General features: G+C 49.2%; 13 protein-coding genes. 9 read left to right on the forward strand and 4 right to left on the reverse strand.

Features of this window, described 5'->3' with window-relative positions; translation table 11 throughout:
- Nucleotides 1–6: 6 nt before the first annotated feature.
- Nucleotides 7–1452 (forward strand): glycosyl hydrolase family 8, encoded by a 1446-nt coding sequence (locus CRN95_RS07575; RefSeq protein ID WP_097020529.1) that lies wholly within the window; start codon nt 7–9, stop codon nt 1450–1452.
- A gap of 340 nt (nt 1453–1792) precedes the next feature.
- A complete protein-coding gene (locus CRN95_RS07580) occupies nt 1793–4084 on the forward strand; it encodes a hypothetical protein (RefSeq protein ID WP_097020530.1) in 2292 nt (763 codons plus the stop codon).
- A 313-nt stretch (nt 4085–4397) separates the two neighbouring features.
- On the opposite strand, the gene CRN95_RS07585 is transcribed toward CRN95_RS07580, so the two are convergent.
- Together CRN95_RS07585 and CRN95_RS07590 are read right to left on the reverse strand one after the other, a co-directional pair.
- Entirely contained in the window at nt 4398–8843 is a 4446-nt protein-coding gene (locus CRN95_RS07585; protein ID WP_097020531.1) for an acyl-CoA dehydratase activase, read from the reverse strand.
- Nucleotides 8844–9029: 186 nt separating this feature from the next.
- The gene (locus CRN95_RS07590) at nt 9030–9998 is read right to left on the reverse strand and encodes an Rpn family recombination-promoting nuclease/putative transposase (protein ID WP_235002936.1); all 969 of its coding nucleotides are present in this window, start codon (nt 9996–9998) and stop codon (nt 9030–9032) included.
- A gap of 159 nt (nt 9999–10157) precedes the next feature.
- Here CRN95_RS07590 and CRN95_RS07595 point away from each other — a divergent pair, with 159 nt between their 5' ends.
- From CRN95_RS07595 to CRN95_RS07610, 4 genes are all read left to right on the forward strand, one after another.
- On the forward strand, nt 10158–10664 hold the full coding sequence (locus CRN95_RS07595; protein WP_235002937.1) for a hypothetical protein: 507 nt from the start codon (nt 10158–10160) through the stop codon (nt 10662–10664).
- Nucleotides 10665–10700: 36 nt separating this feature from the next.
- Complete coding sequence (locus tag CRN95_RS07600; RefSeq protein ID WP_088629223.1) at nt 10701–12446, forward strand: hypothetical protein; 1746 nt, start codon at nt 10701–10703, stop codon at nt 12444–12446.
- A gap of 200 nt (nt 12447–12646) precedes the next feature.
- Complete coding sequence (locus CRN95_RS07605) at nt 12647–12883, forward strand: XRE family transcriptional regulator (RefSeq protein WP_097020532.1); 237 nt, start codon at nt 12647–12649, stop codon at nt 12881–12883.
- A gap of 78 nt (nt 12884–12961) precedes the next feature.
- Entirely contained in the window at nt 12962–14290 is a 1329-nt protein-coding gene (locus CRN95_RS07610; protein WP_097020533.1) for a TldD/PmbA family protein, read from the forward strand.
- A gap of 88 nt (nt 14291–14378) precedes the next feature.
- Here CRN95_RS07610 and CRN95_RS14915 read toward each other — a convergent pair whose 3' ends face one another.
- Both CRN95_RS14915 and CRN95_RS07620 read right to left on the reverse strand, forming a co-directional pair.
- Complete coding sequence (locus CRN95_RS14915) at nt 14379–15389, reverse strand: hypothetical protein (RefSeq protein WP_200816190.1); 1011 nt, start codon at nt 15387–15389, stop codon at nt 14379–14381.
- Between the two features lie 77 nt (nt 15390–15466).
- Nucleotides 15467–16825 carry a LuxR C-terminal-related transcriptional regulator gene (locus tag CRN95_RS07620; RefSeq protein WP_097020534.1) on the reverse strand — a complete coding sequence of 453 codons (1359 nt, stop codon included), beginning with the start codon at nt 16823–16825 and terminating at the stop codon, nt 15467–15469.
- A gap of 572 nt (nt 16826–17397) precedes the next feature.
- Between CRN95_RS07620 and CRN95_RS07625 the strand changes: the two genes are divergently transcribed.
- Genes CRN95_RS07625 through CRN95_RS07635 form a run of 3 tightly spaced genes read left to right on the forward strand, consistent with a single transcriptional unit; the run spans nt 17398 to nt 20270 of the window.
- Nucleotides 17398–17946, forward strand: a complete 549-nt coding sequence (locus CRN95_RS07625) for a DUF4255 domain-containing protein (RefSeq protein WP_159462293.1) — start codon at nt 17398–17400, stop codon at nt 17944–17946.
- The gene (locus CRN95_RS07630) at nt 17946–18680 is read left to right on the forward strand and encodes a hypothetical protein (protein ID WP_088629217.1); all 735 of its coding nucleotides are present in this window, start codon (nt 17946–17948) and stop codon (nt 18678–18680) included. The genes CRN95_RS07625 and CRN95_RS07630 overlap by 1 nt, the downstream gene beginning before the upstream one ends.
- Nucleotides 18681–18698: 18 nt before the next feature.
- Nucleotides 18699–20270: a phage tail sheath subtilisin-like domain-containing protein gene (locus CRN95_RS07635; protein WP_097020536.1), complete on the forward strand. Its 1572-nt coding sequence runs from the start codon at nt 18699–18701 to the stop codon at nt 20268–20270.
- Nucleotides 20271–20281: the final 11 nt, after the last annotated feature.

Below are 20281 nucleotides of genomic sequence, written 5' to 3' on the forward strand. Positions count from 1 at the left end.
TTGTGTATGAATCGTTTGGTAAAAATGGGACTTGCCGGTTTGTTCGCTTTCGGGCTTGCCCAGGCTAAGGTCAATTTCCCGTTCCCGCAGATGTCGGATTACGGTGGAAATGCAACGCTTTTGAGCGACAAGGCCAAGGCCTCCGAAGAATTGAAGTCCCAGTTTGCCTACTGGCTCAAAACCATGTACAATGAAAATGGCGATGTTGCTGGTGTCCGTTCTGATCCGGGTTCTGATACGTATTTCTCGGAAGGTGTCGGTTACGGCATGCTTTTGATGGTCTACTTTAGCGATAACACGACGAGCTATCAGCCGCAATTCGACAAGATTTGGAACTTCTACAAGAAGATGATGAACGAAAACGGCCTCATGATTTGGAAGGTTGGTAATCTTTCTCAGTCGTGGGATGCCGGTAACGGTGCAGCACTCGATGGCGATATCGATGCCGCCGCTGCTCTTGCAATGGCTTACTTCCAGTTCGGTGACGAAAAGTACAAGGAAGATGCCAAGAAGCTTATCCAAGCCATGAAAAAGTCTGAGTTCGAATCGAACGGTTTGCATTTGCCAGGCGACAAGTGGGGTGATGCCGCTTTGAACCGCAAGAACCCGGGCTATTTTGATCCGGCCTACATGCCGATTTTTGCCTTGATCGATACGGACAATGCGGAATTCTGGAACAAGACCGCTTACGATGCCAACATGAAGCTTTACGAAGCTAGTTCTGCAGAAGTTACGACGGGCCTCATTGATGACTGGACTGATAAAAACGGCAAGAGCGAAGATGACTACTATAGTTACGACGCTTCCCGCGCTCCGTGGCGCAATGCCAAGGCTGTTTGCTGGCATGGCGATACGCGAGCTCTCGCTCTCGACAAGAAGATGGCTGAATTTGTTTCTACTGTCAGTGCCGCCAACATGAAGGGCCCGGTCCTCAGATCGTCTGGCAGTCTTGGCAATGATCACAACAGCACGTTCGTGACATCCCTCATGACGGCTTTGATTTCTGATGCCAAATATCAGGCTAAGCTCGATGAATACTGGAAGGAAGCGGTTGCTCTCGGTGACGAAAACTACTTCAACCAGTCTCTCAAGCTTTTGAACGGTTTGCTTGTTTCGGGTAACATGCCGAACCTCGCCGCTGCAACGCCTTCGCAGCCGACTTCTAGCTCTTCGACTCCGGCAAGCTCTAGCTCTGGCGAAGGCACGACGGTTTTGCCGACTCTTGCTGCCAAGGCCCCGGTGATGACGCTTGCTGGCAGAACGCTTCAGCTCGATGTCAATGGCGATGTCCGCGTAGATTTGATCTCCATGACGGGTAGCGTGTTGAAGTCGTTTGACAAGAATGCAACGGGCTCTGTCTCTGTTTCGCTGAATGGCGTTCCGAGTGGCCTCTACGTTGTGCGTGTCAAGAACGCTGGTGTTACGAGCCTCAAGAAGATTAAGCTCGACTAAGTGGCTTGATTTAGATTTTGAATCATAAAAGTCCGGGAACATGCGTTCTCGGACTTTTTTGTTCCTTCTGTATGAACTAAAGTATTCTTGACGAACTATTTTGTACAATCTTTGCTTGTAAAGATTTGTTTGCTTTTTTATGGACAGGTGCTCATAAGTAAACTAAAATTATGTTGTCAAATAGTAAAAATAAAATTACATTTTGTGTGATATTGCTCAAATTTTAAAAATTTAAGCGTTTTGTCCATATAATATATAATTTTTGTATGTTTGAAATTATTTTGTATGATTCATTTACTAAATTTGTACGACCTTAAAAACAAACTAAAAGGTCAAATAAATGAAAACAACCAAAATAACAACCCTCTTCTTGGGCTTTGCCTCTGCAATGGCTTTGGCTCAGGAAGGTTCTGCTTGCATTCCGTTCGTCAACGGAACCGGCGATTATACCAAGAATTGTTATAATGCTGGCCTCCTTGAAATGACTGAAGGCAAGTGCTATGCTCTCAACCCGGACCGTTACCGCGATGTTGAAAACCAGCTTTGGATCAACAACGTTGCTACCCAGGAATGGTGGTGGGTTGAAACTCCTTGCATCGCAGAAGTTTCTAGCTCTAGCGAAGAACCGGAATCCAGCTCCAGCGAAATCGTTGAACCGGAATCTAGCTCTAGTGAAATCGTTGAGCCGGAATCTAGCTCCAGCGAAATCGTCGAACCGGAATCCAGTTCTAGCGAAATTGTTGAACCGGAATCCTCCAGCTCCCACGAAGCGCCGGTTTCTAGCTCCAGTGCTGAACCGATCGTTGTTTCGAACTGCATTGAGTTCGTGAACGGTTCTGGCAACTACACTGAAAACTGCTATAATGCAGGCCTCCTCGAAATGGAAGAAGGCAAGTGCTACGCTATCAACCCGGATCGCTATAACGATGTTAAGAACCAGCTCTGGATCAACAACGTTGCTTCTCAGGTCTGGTGGTGGCAGGAAGTTCCGTGCGGTACGGAAATCTCCAGCTCCAGTGCTGAAGAATCTTCCAGCTCTGTCGAAGAATCTAGCTCTAGCGTTGAAGAATCTTCTAGCTCTGTCGAAGAATCTAGCTCTAGCGTTGAAGAATCTTCCAGCTCTGTCGAAGAATCCAGCTCTAGCGTTGAAGAATCTTCCAGCTCTATCGAAGAATCCAGCTCCAGCGAAGAATCCTCCAGCTCTGTTGAAGAATCTAGCTCCAGCGTTCAGGTGGAACTCGTTGAACTTTGTGTTGCTTATGGCAAGACAAAGTTGTCTGCCAGTGTTGTTGCTAATAACTGCTACAACGCTGATTTAAGAAACATGAAGGCGGAAACTTGCTACGCCATTAATCCGGAAATCAAGGCTCAATTTGGCTCTTATTCCGGATACACTCGCGATGTTACCGCTTCTAAAACAAGTGGACATGGAAAAAATAAGAAGTCCATCAACTGGTGGATCGAAACTCCGTGCTACGAAGAAATCGTCGTCTCTAGCTCCAGCGTCGAAGAATCTTCTAGCTCTGTTGAAGAATCCAGCTCCAGTGTCGAAGAATCCTCCAGCTCTGTTGAAGAATCCAGCTCCAGCGAAGAATCTTCCAGCTCTGTTGAAGAATCTAGCTCCAGCGAAGAATCTTCTAGCTCTGAAGAATCTAGCTCTAGCGAAATCGTTGTCGCTAAGTGCATCGAATTCGTGAACGGCTCTGGCAACTTCACTGAAAACTGCTACAACGCAGGCCTCCTCGAAATGGAAGAAGGCAAGTGCTACGCTCTCAACCCGGATCGCTATAACGATGTCAAGAACCAGCTCTGGATCAACAACGTTGCTTCTCAGGTCTGGTGGTGGCAGGAAGTTTCTTGCGGTGATGTGATTGAATCCAGCTCCAGCGAAGAAAGCTCCAGCTCTGTTGAATCCAGCTCTAGCGAAGAATCCTCTAGCTCTGTTGAATCTAGCTCTAGCGAAGAATCCTCTAGCTCTGTTGAATCCAGCTCCAGCGAAGAATCCTCCAGCTCTGTCGAATCCAGCTCTAGCGAAGAATCCTCTAGCTCCAGCGAAATCGTCGTGTCTACTTGCATTGAATATGTGAACGGCACTGGCGACTACGATCAGCATTGCTACAACGCTGGCTTGAGAAACATGGCTGAAGGCAAGTGCTACACCATGAATCCGGCTCGTGTTGCTGAAGGTGTCCCGCAGTGGATTAATGACGATGCCACTCAGGATTGGTGGTGGGTCGAAACCTCTTGTGGTGAAGAACCGGTTGTCGAAGAACCGATCGAAATCGTCTGCAAGGGTGATGACTGCGCTGATCTCAAGCCGATTCTCAAGGAACCGAAGCCGGCTCCGTCTTTCTCTGTTGGCCGCGACAACGGTACTTTGGCTATCGCCGAAGCTGTTGCTTCCAAGGCTAGCATGGCTGTTGCCAACAACATGTTGAGCATTGCAACGACCTCCAACGGCGTGAAGTCTGTGAAGGTCTTTAGCGTTCGCGGCGACATGCTCCTCTCTGAAACATTCTCCGGTGCTGCAAAGACCGTTGACATGGCTCAGTTTGCTGGCAAGGGTGCTGTGATTGTTCGCCTCGTCGAAGGCCGCAAGGTCCTCGCCACGAAGCGCATTGCAGTCCGCTAATTCGCTAACGATTTAATGTCAAAGTGAAAAAGGGCTTCCTCGAAAGAGGAAGTCTTTTTTTTATCGTCATGTTGAGGGACAAAGTCCCGATATACGACACTTGCTACTTAAGTAGCTTAGTGGAGTTATGCCCTTTGGGTAAACATCCAGTTAAATCTTGTAATGAGAAAGCTGGATTTAACTGGATCCTTCCGCTTCGCGTCAGGATGACGAGAATGTGGGATGACGATGCAAAAAAAAGGAACCCCGTCGGGGGTTCCTTTGTGTAATGAAGGGTGATGCCCGCTCAGCGGCGGGCATGACAAACTACTGCCTAGCGACTAACGTTCACCTTGTTCGCACGTTCGAGTTCGCGAGCGTTGATGATGAGCATCTGCAAGCGGTTCTCGATGTTGGCGAAGCTGGTATCCGGATCGTAGTCCAAGCTCAGGATTTGCACGTGCGGGCAACGTTCCTTTACAGCCTTCGTGAGGCCACGGCCACTGATGTGGTTTGCGAGGCAGGCGAATGGCTGCACAATGATGTAGCTATTGATGCCGTGCTTCGAGTTGTAAAGGATTTCTGCCGGGATGAGCCAGCCTTCACCCGTGTTGTACGTCGGGTCGATAATGCCGTCGATGTAGTTCACGAGTTCGAAGCAGTCTGCGTGGTGTTCGTAAAGCTTGAACGACTGCATGACCTTATTGGCGGTTGCTGCGGCGTGTTCAAAGAGCTTTGCGGTAATGCCACCTTCGAGGCGGTCTGAAATCGGATTGGCCGAGAATCCGCGCTTGATCTTTTCGGCGCGCACAACTTCGTCGACGCGGAAGAAGTCCATCATGCCCGGGAGGTAAACTTCCATGCCGTTGTCCATGAGGTAGTCTTCGACATGTCCGTTGGCGCTCGGGTGGAAGTTCATGAGGATTTCGCCGAGCACAGCGACGCGCGGCTTGCGGATGCCCTTCTTGCGGCTTTCCGTGATTTCGACCTTGTTGAATTCCTCGATGCACTGGTGCAGCATTTCGACAAGGCGCTTGGCAGAGCCGAGTTCCGTCTTCTTGAGCGTTGCTGCAGTCTTCATGAGTTCCGGCATCCACTTGCTGTAAATCTTCTTGGTTTCACCCTTGTTGATTTCGTACGGGCGGAGGGCGCGGTAAGCCGTTTCGATAGCGTCCATGAAGGCGAGACCCCAAAGCGTATGAACGCGGAAATCGAGACCCAGCTGGAAGCCCGGATGCATGCCCTTCAGGTCGACACCGGTCGTGATGATGGAAACGTCCTTGTAACCCGCTTCGTCAAGAGCTTTACGGCCAAGCACGGAGTACTGCACAGCGCGGCAGTTTTCGCAGTTCTTGGCAAGGCACATGGAAACTTCTGTCTGCGGAACGTTCGGGTGTTCTTCGAGCCACTTGAGGCATTCGCCGATGTTGATTTGGCAGGGGAAGCAGATGTCGTTGTGCACGTACTTCTTGCCAAGTTCAATAGCGCGTTTGTCTGCAACCGGGAGGTAATCCGAGAGGTAACCCTTGCCCTGAATGTAGCTACTTGCGAGAATGGCGAAAGCGGGGGAGAGGTTCGGCGTCAAGATGATACGCTTGTTCTTGTCGCTTGCCACGTACGGCGTGTGGAACTGCGGTTCGTTCGAAATCGGCTTTTCCGGGAGGTTTGCCGCACGGCGGGCCTTCACGGTTTCGATAAAGCTCTTGATGCGGATGCCCACCGGGCCTCTTGCGTCGCCTTCGTCGAGCTTGAGCATGAGCATTTCCTTGTTGGAATCGCGGTGCATCATGCGCATCATTTCGTCGGTCAAAACGGAGTCATGTCCGCAGCCGAAGCTCACGATCTGGGCAAGTTCAACATGCGGGTCTCTCGAAGCAATCATCGTTGCGCCGAGCATACGCAAGTGGAACGTGTTCTTGATTTCTACGCGGGTGTGGCTCGGCACATCTTGGTCGTACACGCCCGGGAGCGATTCGGTAGTAAGCACCGGAATGCCCATCGCGGTAAAGTGGCTTGCGATGTTGTGGTTGATGAGCAAGTCGGCATGGTAGGGGCGGCCTGCAATCACAACGGCAAAGCTGTCGTTCGCCTTCACGTCGTCGAGAATCTTTTGGCCTTCTTCGAGGAGTGTGGTGCGGTAATTGTTGAGTGCCTTTTCGCCTTCCGTGACGGCCTTGTCCAAAATCTTCTTGTCGATGTTCCAGTTGTCGTGGAACCAGTCGATCGTCTGGCTTCTGCGGAGCTTGGTGTTTGCCCAGTGGAAAATCGGCTGGTCCATCGGGATGCCGTAATTCTTTTCGGGTTCGTCTGTGTTTTGGCAGATGTTCGGGTAACCTTGCACGACCGGGCAAACGGTTGTTGCGTTAAACTTGGTGTGGTCGCTCGGGAGCGAAATCATCATCGGGAAGAAGATGCGATCGACCTTCTTTTCGATGAGGCTGAGCACGTGGCCGTGGACGAGTTTGGCCGGGAAGCAGACCGTATCCGAAGGCACGCTGTGGAGGCCTGCTTCGAACATCTTGTAGTCGCTCTGGCGGCTCACGACAACGGTATAACCGAGGGCCGTGAAGAATGCTTTCCAGTAGGGGAGGCTGTTCCAGAATTCGAGCACGCGCGGGATACCGATGGTCTTTCCGTTTTGCGGCAAGAGAATCTGCGGAGCGTAGTCCTTGACCAAGAGTTGGTTCGTGCGCTTGATCATGTCCGGCACAGCCTGCATCTTCTTGTTGATTTCGGCAATGAGCTTCTTCGTTGCCGGATCGTTCGGGTCGGCGGTAACTTCGCCACGTTCGCAGCGGTTGCCCGTCACAAAGCTCTGGCCGTCACTGAAGGTGACGATGGTACGGGAGCAATGGTTGGTGCAGTACTGGCAGAGCTGACCCGGCTGGTTGTGCCAGCTGAAAGTCTTCATGGCTTCGAGGCCGATAAACTTACTTTGCACGTTCGGGTCGGCGGCACGCTTTTCTTCCATGAACTTCTTCGTGAGGAGTGCGATACCGATAGCGCCCATTTCGCCCGGTCGTTCCGGACGGATGGCCTTGAGACCCGTGTACTGTTCGAAGGCGCGGAGAACGGCGTTGTTCTTGAACGTACCGCCCTGCACCACAACCTTCTTGCCGAGCGTGTTGAGGTTGCGGATGCGGATGACCTTCGTAAAGACGTTGTTGATGATGGAACGGCAGATGCCAGCGATGATGTCTTCGGGCTGCTTGCCGTCGCGCTGTTCCGTGATGATGGAACTGTTCATGAACACGGTGCAGCGGCTGCCGAGCTGAGACGGGCTCTTGGAGTTGAATGCGAGTTCCGCAATCTTTTCCATCGGGATACCGAGGCTGCGAGCGTACGTTTCGATAAATGAACCGCAACCCGAGGAGCAGGCTTCGTTGAGGATGATGCCCGTGACGACACCGTCTTGCACGGAGATGGCCTTCATGTCCTGACCACCGATGTCCAAGATGAACGAGACGTCGGGGCAGAGGCGCTGGGCGGCATTTGCGTGGGCGACGGTTTCCACAGTGTGGTAGTCGGCGTGCACGGCCTTTGCAAAGAGCTGTTCGCCGTAACCGGTTGTACCCACGCCCAAGATGTTGAGCTTCACGCCGTATTCTTCGTAGCGGTCGGCGAGGTCCACCATGGCACGCTTCAAGACGGCGAGCGGTTCACCGTCGTTACTGGCGTAGAAGCCGTCGATGACCTTTTCGTTTTCGTCGATGAGCACGAACTTCGTGGTGGTAGAACCGGCGTCAATGCCCAAGTAGGCGTTGATGGTCGTGCCGGAAGGCGGCTGCGGGTAATGGTTGTCCGCCATCTTGTGTTCTTCGAGGAACAGCTTGTATTCCGCTTCGCTCTGGAAGAAGAGGTCGGAGGCTGCCTTAGCCTTGTTCTCGGCCTGGCGGATTTCGTTAAAGTGCACGAGAGCGTCGAGAGAACCCTCTTCGCGGTACATGCATTCTTGGTTTGCGAACATGGAGCCGTTAGCGAGAGCGGCGCCCATGGCCACGAGCACTTCGGAATGTTCCGGGACGATCGCCTGTTCGTCGGAGATGCCCAAGCGTTCCTTGAAAGCCTTCACGAGAGTCGGGTTAAATGTGAGCGGGCCACCTTCAAAAATGACAGGCGGCTTGATTTCCATGCCCTGGGCAAGGCCACCGATGGTCTGCTTCGCGATGGCGTGGAAACTTGAAAGGGCGATATCTTCCTTGGCGATGCCGTTGTTGAGCATCGGCTGGATGTCCGTCTTGGCGAACACGCCGCAACGGCCCGAGATTTCATAGACTTTTTGGCCACGCTTGGCGTAGCTTTCGAATACTTCCGTCTTGATGCGGAGGAGCTCCGCGACCTGGTCGATAAATGCACCCGTACCGCCGGCGCAGACACCGTTCATGCGCATGTCGGAGGCGATTAGTTTACCGGTGGTCTTGTCCTTTTCGAAGAAGACGACCTTGGCATCCTGACCGCCGAGTTCGATGGCGACCCTGGAATCGGGGTAGGTGGCACGCACCGCAAGTGCGTTTGCGACTACTTCTTGCACAAAGAAGGCGTGAGTGGCCTCGGCGAACGGCTGACCGCCGCTACCGCAGAACGTGACCCTGAAGTTCTTGCCCGGGAAAAGGGCATGGGCTTCGCGCAGGACCTCGTAGACCTTTTTCGCCTGCATGGCGTTATGACGCTGATATGTATAGTGTAAAAGCTTAGATGTCTCGGGATCGACTACAGCAATTTTCACAGTGGTGGAGCCTACGTCGACACCCACCCATAAATCGTTCATAGAAGTATTCATAGTGAAGCCAAATTTAGTTTTTTTTCATTATTTGAAAATGTTTTTTGGCGTTTAAGGCGATAAAACGCGCAATTTGGCGAATTTTAGGTAATTGCTCGCATGTGCAGATTGTTGTAAGGGACCGCGCAAAACAAAAAGAGGCCTGCAGACCTCTTTTTATATGCACTTCAGGGGTGGATTGAGCTGTTATTTGATAGAAAGCGCCTTGGCAACGCTGTCTTCCGAAACACCTAACGAACGAAGATACTCGGCAATTTTCTTGTCGCGAGCGGCTTTTGCAACTTCATTTTTAGCACGTTCTTGTTCTCGTCCTTTAGCTTCTGCTTTGAGCCAAATTTCGGCTTCGATAGCTTCATCAGCGTGTTTATCGAACATATGTTCCTCCAAGGCTTTAAGCAGTTCAGGGCTTATGCGGCTTACGCGCAAACGGTTGAGCGCATCCCTAAAGATCGGGTCCTTCGATTCGGGAACTTCAAGTGGCCCTTGAGACAAGAGTTTCAGCCAGTAGTCCTCGCGTGAACTGATGCTCTTGCGAATCCTCTTAAAGTTCGGTAAATCAATTACAATATATCTATTTTTACTGAAAATGGGAAGAGCCCGATGTGTTGAGTCGCTGTGGTGAACCTCGTCCTCGCTATAGACGGCCCAAGTATCCTTAAAAATATCCTTTGACTTGAGAATTTGGAAATTACAAAGCCAGATGGAAACCGTTTCGGGAAGTTCATAAAAATGAACCTTACGCTCCTTTTCCTCCATCAATTTGAAATACGTTGACCTGTTATATTCGTACTTGCCACGTAACGTCTGGTAAGAATTGTAGAGTTGGAGACGGTCAAGAAAGAATGGATGGCTCCTATTCTGCATCTCTATGTTGAAATAACGGTGATCCTTTGTAGTTACCCACACGTCAAGTCGCGCGGAATCATCTTCCGGCATGAAAACGTCAATGGGCTTTTCGAACTCGTAGTCGAGATCAATGATTTCATGGTCGCGGTCTAGCCCAAGCAAACAATTGAGAATATCACGAATGGAGTCCTTGTCATCCATCAGCACACGGAACGTTTCGCTGTAATACGGAAGCAAGAATTCTTCTCCCTGCGCGTTCGTGACGATGTAGTAGGCCTTCTTTTCTGAAGTCGTATTATTTTCGGTCATTTACTATTCCTTTAGAGGGTTGGTTATGATTTGCCCCCTATACTATTAACACGCTTCAGCAAGCCTTTTGGTCTAAGAAATCTTTGTAAAATATTTTTAGGCAGGAGCGGGGCATGCGTGGACAATTGCAAATGACGTTACTTTTGTATATTCAACTGTATGAAAAAAATTTTGTTGTTCCTAACGATATGCGTTGCGCTTGCGAATGCACAATTCTATTACGACAAGCATGGAGAATGTCGCGGTGCGTATAAGGACAGCTTGGACTACGCGACGCTTGTTGGGCTTGCAAAAAGATTCCATGGCCCGATTTTGGTGAAAAAGCCGGTTGAAGGTGTCAAGCCGAGAAAGAATTTGGAAAAGATTCCTGAAAGTAAAATTCAAAGAACTTTTGAAGTGAACCGTGATTCGTTGCGCAAGGAACTTTGGCTCGAAGTGGAGAAAAACGAAATCGTCAAAATTTGTGTTGACGCGCCTGTTGTCGCATGGGAAATATCATTAAAGGCGATTATATCTAGCGATTCGTGCCTTGCATTTCAAACGCCGACGCTTATTGGTGTTGAAACACTTAGGGTGCATTTCTATAAAGAATACATGCCTTACTACATCAACTTCTATAACGACATATATTCCTACGATATATCACTAGAAACTACTAACTATTAACTAGTAACTACTTCACAAAATTCTATCTTATCTCCCGTGAATAAGAAATACATTATCCCTGTCGTTATTTTTTCGATTTTGTTGTTGCTCCCGTTTGGCGTGCAGGCGGTTGCCGACCTGCGTGGAGAAAAGCGCTTCCAGCCGTTTGACATTTTCAAGGACGTGGTTTACACTCCGATTGTGCGCGAGAAAAAGGTCGCAGCGGCTGCGGACTCGCTCGATGTGAAGTGGCGTGCGGCCCGTGAGGCGATTGCGGCTGGAACAGAGACGGCTGATGCGTTGGAACCTGTGGTTTCTGCGCTTTCGGACTTGGAAGCGGCGGTGCTTTCGGTGAATACGTATGCTGAACTCGATACGGCTGAAGCTCGTTACAAGAGCCTCAAGTTGGCGGATACGCTCCTCTCGAAGTTGGAGGATGAACCGGAATCTTTCCCGCAAGCGGATTCTTGCATCAAGGCTCTCGTGGCTGACCTTGGTCATGTGTCGCTGTGGCGCGCGTTCTTGGATGTGAAGCATTACGGCGTATGGACGAGCCGCTATTTGCGTGCTTTTGAAAACAAGATTGACGACGAAAGTGCTATTGTGTTGGCGTTGCGTCCGAAGTACCAGCTTGCGGTTTGGAACCTCTTTAGCGATCCAGGCGAGAAGGTCGTTCTCGGCGCTGCAGGCGATTGCATCGGCAAGTCGTGCGGCAGGGAAAATGCCAAGCCCGAAGATAAGTGGCTTTTTTACCGCCAGGATGTGGAATTCCTGGTGCAGCCGTCTCCGCTTGATGTGCGCAGTGCAAAGCTCGACAATCCGGTGAAGGCGATTGAAAAGTTCCGTGATCAGCTCAAGGCGAAGGGCGTGGAACTCTTGGTGGTGATTACTCCGGGCAAGCCGAGCATCTATACCGAACGTTTGACGGGGCTCGATGAAAATGCCGCCGGGCTCCAGTCGCACGGCAAGAATATTTTGGATTCGCTCACGCGTGCTGGCTTTAACACGGTTGATTTGTACACGCCGCTGTTGGCTGCAAAGTCCCGCGATTCCGTTGAAGGTTCGCTCTACCTGAACGATGATACGCACTGGACACCGCGCGGTGCTGAACTTGCGGCGGCTGAAATCGCGGCTGCCGTAAATCGTTTGGAATCCGAGGGTAAAATTAAGTTGAAAAAACTCCAGAAGCATGAGGATGGTAGTTATCCTTTGAGTTTTGTAACAAAGGATTCCGTTGCAGACCGTATGGGCGACGTGGGCGAGATGAGCGGCCTCAATAAGTTTGGTGTGTTCAAGGTGCAGAAGGTGACCGGGCACGTCGTGATGCAACAGAATATCAAGATACGAGATGAGGAACTTCCTGAAGATACCGTATGCATTGATTCTGCATATAAAGAATGTATGAATCGGAAAAAGGCTGATAGAAAGGATGCTGAAACGACTGATGTTTTTTGCCTTTTGACGAGCCAAACTGCTTGTGCGTTTAAAGCTATTAAGTACGACACCACAATCACTCCGTTCAAAGACGATTTCCGCAAGTCCGAAATCTTGATTCTCGGTGACAGCTTCAGCCGCATTTACCAGACCGATTCGCCGGTGAACGCCGGATGGATTGCGCACTTCGCGAAGAACATGAACCGCCCGGTCGCATCCATCGTGAGTGACGGTGGCGCCTCGACGCTCGTCCGTGAAAAGCTCGCCCGCAAAGCAAGCGTGCTCAAAGGCAAGAAACTCTTGATTTGGGAATTCGTGGAACGTGACCTCCGCTTCGGCGCCGAAGGCTGGAAAGACGTAGAATTTTAAAAATCGGACGCAGGAATTAAGATGCTGCTGTACTTAGAATCGATGCATAGTGTCATCCTGAGCGGAATGTAATGGAGTCGAATGATCCAGTAAAATTATTCGCTAGAAATAACTAGATTCTTCGTCCTGACGGACTCAGAATGACATTGTTTGCTTCATTTCTAACTATTAACTATTGACCTTTAACTAGTGACTAAGATATGCCAAGACATGGAACACCGACGCCGGGACAGGCGATTCTCGAAGGTATTGAATGGCTCAAGATCGATAAGCCGGAATTTGCACGCAGGGTGGGCGTTTCTGTAGAAATGCTCGACCAGCTCATTGCGGGTGAAATCAGCATCTCGACCGAGATGGCGAATGCGCTTGAATCGGTAACAGGAAGCCCCGCCGCCTACTGGAAAATGCTCGAACGCAAAAGCCGCACTTCTCGATAAATGGGAGATGCCCGCTCGGAGGCGGGCATGACAAATTAGAGTAGTTTTGCCTGACTATATAATTATTATACTTGCGATATGAATATTAAAGATGCCGTTTCTTTTATGTGTGACCTCGCCAAGGGCGAAGCCGAACAGTTCGATGTTATCGCTTCTAACACCCATTCCGAAGGCTTGTCCGTCTTTCAGGGCCAGGTGCAGAATACCGAAATCTCGGATTCCGTAGGTCTCGGGGTCCGCGTCATCAAGGATGGCCGTCCGGGTTACGCGCATACAGAACGCCTCACCGACGAAGCCTTGCGCCAAACGCTCAAGGACGCTCTTTGCCACACGCAGTGGACCGAAAAAATCGACATTACGCTCCCGCAGGCCGTTGAACTCCCGAAGGGCGAACCGAACTACAACCCGGCGCTCGAATCGCTTGACCTTGCGACGATGAAGGACTTCTGCATCGAACTTGAAAAGGCGACTTTTGCAAAGTCCAAGGAAATCGAGAACATCCCGTACCTCGGTGGCGATATCGAAAAGGATTATTCCATCGTCGCAAACAACACGGGGCTTTTTTATGAGGCTCGTTCAAATTGCGCTTCTGCGGGTGCCGGTGCAGTCGCAAGCCGGGGTGGCATCAAGAAGCTTGGCAACTTTGTCAAGAATGGCCGCGACTGGAACGAATTCTCTGTTGATGAAATTGCAAGCAAGACTGCCGAATATGCAACGGAACTTTTTGGCGCCCAGAAAATCGAGAGCGGCAAGATTCCGGTGATTCTTTCGGAACGCATTTCCGCACGTTTCCTCGGTATGTACAGCCAGCCGTTCTTCGCCGAAACGATGCAGAAGGGCCAGTCCCGTCTCGACGGCAAGGAAGGCGAAAAAATTGCCAGTGACATGTTCTCGCTGTGGAACGATCCGACAGGCGAAATGTTTGAACACAAGTTCTATTTCGACTCCGAAGGTTGCCTCACGAAGCGTGTGAAGGTCGTCGAAAACGGTGTCTTCAATTCGGCGCTTTACAACCTTGAAACGGCTGCTAAGGCGGGCCGCGAAACGACAGGCAATGGCGCTCGCAGCTTCGGTAGCAAGATGTCCACGAGCTTCTACAACATGCTCGTGCCGCCTGGAAGCATGACGACCATGGAACTTTTGAAGCTCTTCCCGAAGTGTTTGCTTGTTGTACGCCTGGAAGGCAATTCTGGCTGCAATTCCGTGAGCGGTGAACTCAGCATCGGGGCGCACGGCTTCTGGTGCGAGAACGGGGCTATTAAGCATCCAGTCGATGGCGTGACACTCAGCGGAAACTTCTTCGACATCATCAAGAACATTGTTGCTGTCGGTAATGAATACCGTGACCCGTTTGCAAGCTATAAGGTGCCTGCTCTCGCGGTAAGCGAACTCAGCGTAAGCGCTTAAAAATAGAAATGCTGCAAGGTTAAGAATCCGGAGGTGGCCAAATTCGTCCCTTGCAGCACTATGTTTGAGGTGTAAAATCTTTCCCGTATTACGGGGTGTAAACGTCCTCGTAACGGTACAGCATCAGTTTCCCGATAGATTCCGTGTTTGTCGTGTGGCAGTACAAGTCGTTCGGCGTGACGAACATGGCTTGCTGCTTTTTGGCGTTTTCGATTAATTCCTTGACATTCTTGATGGTGATGCCGTAGGCATTCATGAGCGCTTTCAAAAATTCTTCAATGGCGTGGCTCAAGGCGTTCCCTTTAACCAGGCTCACGTGTTTTTCTTCTTTGTTCACGAGATTGTCGAGAATTTCGTCGAGCGTTTCCGTAACGGGCTCGTCTTTTTCGGAGGCGAAACTTTCTGTGTTGTAGAGGTATTCTGCGGCGTGTTCTGCGTAAAGGTCGAGTAGCGTTGCTGAACGTTTTGCCTTGTAGTTCGGGTCGAAATCGGCGTCTCCGTTCTTGATGTTGATTTTCAAGTCCGGATTGTTTTTGGAGGCGTCCAGGTAGCACTGGTACACGTAAGACGAGCAGACCATCGTATGCTTGCCGTCATGGAACTTTTCGTCGATGATTTTTTTCAGCTCGGCAGTTACGGCCTTCAGCAACTTGATGATGGCCGCCTGTTTGAGGCTTACATCCGAGACGTCCTTGTAAATGAGGATCATCGCAAGGAGGACGAGATCGGAATAGGGGTAGGGAAGGTCTTGGCTGACGTAATCACGGGCAGTGTCGAGTACCGGTGATATGGTCTTGTCGAAGTCTTCACCAAAGCCGCCTTCTTTTGTGATGCGACGGACATGTACAAAACGAGAGCCATCATGCTCTTCGACCTTGTGCATGTGGATGCCGCCTGTGCCGGCGTCAGCAATGGCAGCTATATCGCCCCCTTGCATGAAGAGAGCGCCGTGGGTGACATTGGAGTGCGTGAATTTTTTGATGAGGAGAGATATGCCGTGATCTTCACCGTCAAAAATCAGGATATCGCCTGGCTTCAAGTCGCTTATTTTAATGGACTTTTCGTTGCTCTCGTCAAAAAAAACACTCTGTTCTATCATTGATCAACCACACTAGGAAATGATAGCCCAAAATTATATTTGAATGGAGCTTGAATCAATAGCCCATTTGGGTAGTTTTATGGGTTACTGACAGAAAAAAGATTCTGGAGGTTGTCCATGAACATCTGTTGCATTTGCGGGTTGACGCCCTTCAGGATGTGTTCGACGTAGGGCCTGCCAAAATCCGGGTGTTCTTTGTAGAGTTCCTTGATTTCGGCTTGGCTTTCGGTGAACTTGCCGAGCTTGTTGTAACAGAAAATGATGAACAGGTAGAAAATTGTTGTCTTTGGCGTGTAAAGCAAGATCTGTCTAGAAAGCTTGATGCATTCTTCGTACTTGCCTTGCAAGAGCAATATGAGAGCCTTGCCTTGCTTGATGGAGGCTTGTGCCGCAGTTGCTGGAATCAGGCGCTCGCATTCGTTGATGAGGTTCAACGCGTTTTCGTTCTGGCCAATCAGCATGTAAATCTGGATAAGGATGGTACGTGCGATGATCGTCTGCGGGTTTGCCTCGATGACCTGCTTGAAATAAGCAATTGCTTCGCTCTTGTTGCCGATAACGATGTTGTAAAAGGCCATAATCATTTGCGAGTAAATGGAATATGGCGCATTGAACATGGCCTTGCGGGCGAATTCGGCCAGCTGCATGGTGTATTCTTTTGTGTCGCCCCAGTTGTCTAGAATTGCGATGTAGTAGACAAGTGAAAGTGTATAAAGCGCTTGTTCGCTGTAGATATCGCCAGTGGCAAGAGGCGTGAGCATGTCCTTGCAGTAGTTGAATGTTTCCTTGCTGCGGTTTTCGAACTTGATGTTGCAATGCGCGGTCGCGTACCACCAATAGGGAATGGGACTTTGGGGAGTATACTTTATATTGGCCGTTGCAAGCACGATGTGTCGGAACAAAAGCATTGCCGCTTTCTGGGCAATCTCTAGAATGTTGTCTGAGCTGATTTTGACAGAGGTTGTCCAAAGCATCTCGTGCGTTGAACCGAGCCTTACCGATAAGAATAAAGTTTCGTCTTTGTCTTTGGCCGCCGAAACGTCAATTGAAAAGGCGGGGTCAAAAGAGTTGTCTTCTGTATCTGTAATGCGGAAGATGCGGTATTGGTGAATGGCTTCTACCAGAGAATAGTAGAGACCATTAGCCTTCGGGTATGCGGAAAGGTCTTTCTGTTTGAGAAAAATGATGTTGAGGTCTTTCTTGACGTCGCCTGTGTTGGGGGCTTCTTCGCTATTTCCGTCGATTTTTGCGGATACAGCCTCTGTTCTGTTGGTGACTTCAAGAATTTTGTAGATGTTGGCTAGGTGCGCTTTGACCGTATTTGCCGAAATGTTCAAAGTCTTGCAAATCTCGTTATTCGTTAGCCCCTTGCGCAAAAGGGCTAATATCTCTTTTTGACGAGATGTTAATTCAGACTGACATTTATGCTCAAACATACCTGAAAATTTAATAAAGCATGTTCCATTTATATGGAGAATATTTCTGTTTTTTTTATGTTTTTTGTGAGAAAAATGGCGTTTTTGTGCCTTTTTGGCCGATTTATGTCCTTTTGGGTTGGAAAAAAGAGGTGTGATTTGGTGTAACCCTTGAAATGGCGCTTTTTTACGCTGTATTATAGGGGTGTATCATGTTATGATACGTATAGTATTTACCTATGGTTTTTATCTGCATTGGTAGTTTTTTGTAAGAAAAATAGCATTTTTGACTTTTTTGGTGTGGAAACTTTTGTTGACGAGTTGCTTCCTACTTTATGTACAATGTTTGCAAAATTTGTATTTATAAATAAAATTTGCGTAATTTATTCGTCTTTCTACAAACATTTATCTTTAAAAACAACTGAAAATGTGAAAAATAAATTTTACAATTTACAAAATGCTGAACTTATAATTATATTGCCGCGTTGAAAGTTATAATACGAACGAAATAATACATATAAACATATATATGTATTGCAAACAAAGGGTGGGCATCTTTTGTTATGATCGGGGCTTCGTTGCAGTTTTTGGCTATGCAACTAAATCTTCACTTGCGGCGTACAATGTCGATACGTGAAGATCTTGTTGTCGTGTCTAGAATGCTTGAAAATGATGGGAAAGAATATGAAGGGGCTACGAACAAACTGAACATATTCCTAGTGAATATGGAGCGCGATAGTATGGTGCAAAAACATGCTGTTCCAGAATTTAGAGGTGACAGAGCTGTTGTTCCGCAGAAAAAAGTATTCTTGAACTTGTACTTTGTTATTGCGGCCAATTTTAAAGGTGGAAACTACGTAGATTCGTTACGTTATTTGTCCAAAGCTGTCGCTTTTTTCATGGATCATTCGTTCTTTGACCGTTCGACTTCGCCTGACATGCCTGATGGTTTGGAAAAAATTGCCATCGACATGGAAAACTTGAATATGCAGGAACTGAATAATTTGTGGGGAACGATAGGGGCAAAATATGTCCCATCAGTGGTTTATCGTCTAAAGACGGTTGCTCTTGGCGGAAACTACTCGTATTACCAGCCGTATGTTATACGGCTTCCAGAAAACTCAGAATTGGGGTTGCTTTAATGGAATACGCAAGAATTGTAGATGTCTCGCTTTGCCACGAATACTACAACGGGAGTTCTTGTGGCTTTAAGGTCGTACCGTCTGCGGAAACGGCTGAAATCCTGAAGAAAGAAGAAGCTTTATGCCGCATATACGATGGAAAAGTGCGGCTTATGGCGCCTGCGACCTCTTTTGCCCAAGAGGTAACGCTCCTTTTTTATGTCAAGGCGTCAATTGCTGAAGTCTGGAATGTGACAAATTTCGATGGAATTGCCCATGACGAGTTCCCGGTGGCTATAGTTTCCTGTGATGGTGGGGTGCGTTTTGAAGGGCGCAGCAAGGACTCTTTGCCCGAACTGCAGCGTATGTTTGGCGTTGTTTTTGCCCTGGAACTCCATTTGACTCCCAAACAGCCGCTTATGGGCACTGTAAAGGTGCCGACTAAAAAATTGAGGTGGTGCTATTGCGTCTCAGGCATTTATGCTGAACGCGATTTGCAAATTAACGACTCGCTGAAGGTTGATGACCCGGTGCAGTTTGATTGTGTGGAAAAGTCGTCACGTATGTCGCTTTATGTTTCGCGGACCGAAATCCCGATTGTAAGCGGATCGCCTCCTCGTTTCCAACTTTTGGACAGTGCAACTTCAAAGGTGTTGATGAAGTGCCTTCCGAATGCAAGTGCAAAGTCAATTGCCAAGGCGTGTCTGGATGATGGCTCAAGCGCCATTGTCGCTGAATGTTTTATTAATCCATAAAAAATAGGAGAATCATAAATGCCTGCATCATACAAAACCCCAGGCGTCTATCTCGTTGAGAAAGATGCTTTCCCGGGCTCGGTGGTGGAAGTTGCTACTGCTATTCCCGCATTTATCGGCTATACCGAAAAGGCGGAATACAATGGAAAGGACTTGACGAACAAGCCTTTCCGAATCACTTCCTTTGCTGAATACCTGAACATTTTCGGTGGCGCTCCCAGTGTGCGATTCACATATGCGGCTGAATCCGCATCTGCTGCTCCCGCAGAAGGCGAGGACGGTGCCGAAGCAAGTGCCGAAACGAAGTCCGAAGGCAAGGCTTCGCTTAAGGCAAAGACCATGTACCGTCTCTACGATTCCATGCGCATCTTCTTCCAGAATGGCGGTGCCGCTTGCTATATCTGCTCTGTTGGCGGTTATGACAAGAAGATCGAAAAGAAGCCGTTGTTCGAAGGTATTGCCCCGTTCGTGAAGGAACAGGAACCGACGATTATGCTCGTGCCGGATGCCGTTTCGCTTGGCGATGCTCAGGAATGCGCCGATATCCAGAATGAATTGCTTGCGCATTGCAACAAAATGCAGAACCGATTCACCATTCTCGATGTCTACGATGGCTTCAAGGAACCGCTGGAATGCATCAACACGTTCCGCGAAAAGGTGACGGATTTCCTCAAGTATGGTGCCGCTTACTATCCGTGGATCAATACGAGCGTTGTCGCTTCGAGTGAACTCTCGTTTGCAAATATCGAGCCGGAAGCCGAAGGCGAAGGTGCCTATGCGACGCTTGCACTTGACCTTGCAAAGTCCGTGGTTCCGAAGATTGAAAGCCTCGATATCTCGGACGATGATGCTAAAAAGTTGGAACTTACGCCGAAACAGAAGGAACTCGTCAGCTTCTTCAAGGCTTTGAGCAATTTTGATGTCAAGAAGGATCCGACGGATTTGCACAACACGCTTACGGTTGTCTGCCCGAAGTATGCCGCTATGATGAACACCATGAGCGAAATGCTCAACTTGATGCCGCCTTCTGCTGCAATGGCTGGTATCTATGCCCGCGTCGATAATAACGAAGGCGTGTGGAAGGCTCCGGCCAATGTCGGTATCAATGGCGTTGTCTCTCCGGCAGTGAACTTGACCAACGATGAACAGGAAGACTTGAACGTTCCGCTGAACGGTAAGGCCGTGAACGCAATCCGCTACTTTGTTGGCGATGGCATCAAGGTCTGGGGCGCTCGTACGCTTGATGGCAACAGCCTCGATTGGCGCTATGTGAACGTTCGCCGTACCATGATCATGCTCGAAGAATCAATCAAGCAGGCATCTAAGGCTTATGTGTTCGACGCTAACACGTCTACGACTTGGCTCACGATGAAGAACATGATTGGCAACTTCCTCAATAGCGTTTGGAAGCGCGGCGGCCTTGCAGGCGCTACGCCGGAAGATGCTTACGAAGTGCATGTGGGTCTTGGCGATACTATGACTCCGGAAGATATTCTCGAAGGCATTTTGAGAGTGACCGTGAAGGTGGCTTTGATTCGCCCGGCAGAATTCATCGAACTCACATTCCAACAGCAACAGCAGAAGTCGTAATAGGAGGTAAA

Source organism: Fibrobacter sp. UWB16 (genome assembly GCF_900215325.1).
In the GTDB taxonomy this organism is placed as follows: domain Bacteria; phylum Fibrobacterota; class Fibrobacteria; order Fibrobacterales; family Fibrobacteraceae; genus Fibrobacter.

Coding starts and splice junctions, on each gene's coding strand:
- CRN95_RS07575 (WP_097020529.1), top strand. CDS start 7: ATGAATCGTTTGGTAAAAATGGGACTTGCCGGTTTGTTCGCTTTCGGG.
- CRN95_RS07580 (WP_097020530.1), top strand. CDS start 1,793: ATGAAAACAACCAAAATAACAACCCTCTTCTTGGGCTTTGCCTCTGCA.
- CRN95_RS07585 (WP_097020531.1), bottom strand. CDS start 8,843: ATGAATACTTCTATGAACGATTTATGGGTGGGTGTCGACGTAGGCTCC.
- CRN95_RS07590 (WP_235002936.1), bottom strand. CDS start 9,998: ATGACCGAAAATAATACGACTTCAGAAAAGAAGGCCTACTACATCGTC.
- CRN95_RS07595 (WP_235002937.1), top strand. CDS start 10,158: ATGAAAAAAATTTTGTTGTTCCTAACGATATGCGTTGCGCTTGCGAAT.
- CRN95_RS07605 (WP_097020532.1), top strand. CDS start 12,647: ATGCCAAGACATGGAACACCGACGCCGGGACAGGCGATTCTCGAAGGT.
- CRN95_RS07610 (WP_097020533.1), top strand. CDS start 12,962: ATGAATATTAAAGATGCCGTTTCTTTTATGTGTGACCTCGCCAAGGGC.
- CRN95_RS14915 (WP_200816190.1), bottom strand. CDS start 15,389: ATGATAGAACAGAGTGTTTTTTTTGACGAGAGCAACGAAAAGTCCATT.
- CRN95_RS07620 (WP_097020534.1), bottom strand. CDS start 16,825: ATGTTTGAGCATAAATGTCAGTCTGAATTAACATCTCGTCAAAAAGAG.
- CRN95_RS07625 (WP_159462293.1), top strand. CDS start 17,398: ATGCAACTAAATCTTCACTTGCGGCGTACAATGTCGATACGTGAAGAT.
- CRN95_RS07630 (WP_088629217.1), top strand. CDS start 17,946: ATGGAATACGCAAGAATTGTAGATGTCTCGCTTTGCCACGAATACTAC.
- CRN95_RS07635 (WP_097020536.1), top strand. CDS start 18,699: ATGCCTGCATCATACAAAACCCCAGGCGTCTATCTCGTTGAGAAAGAT.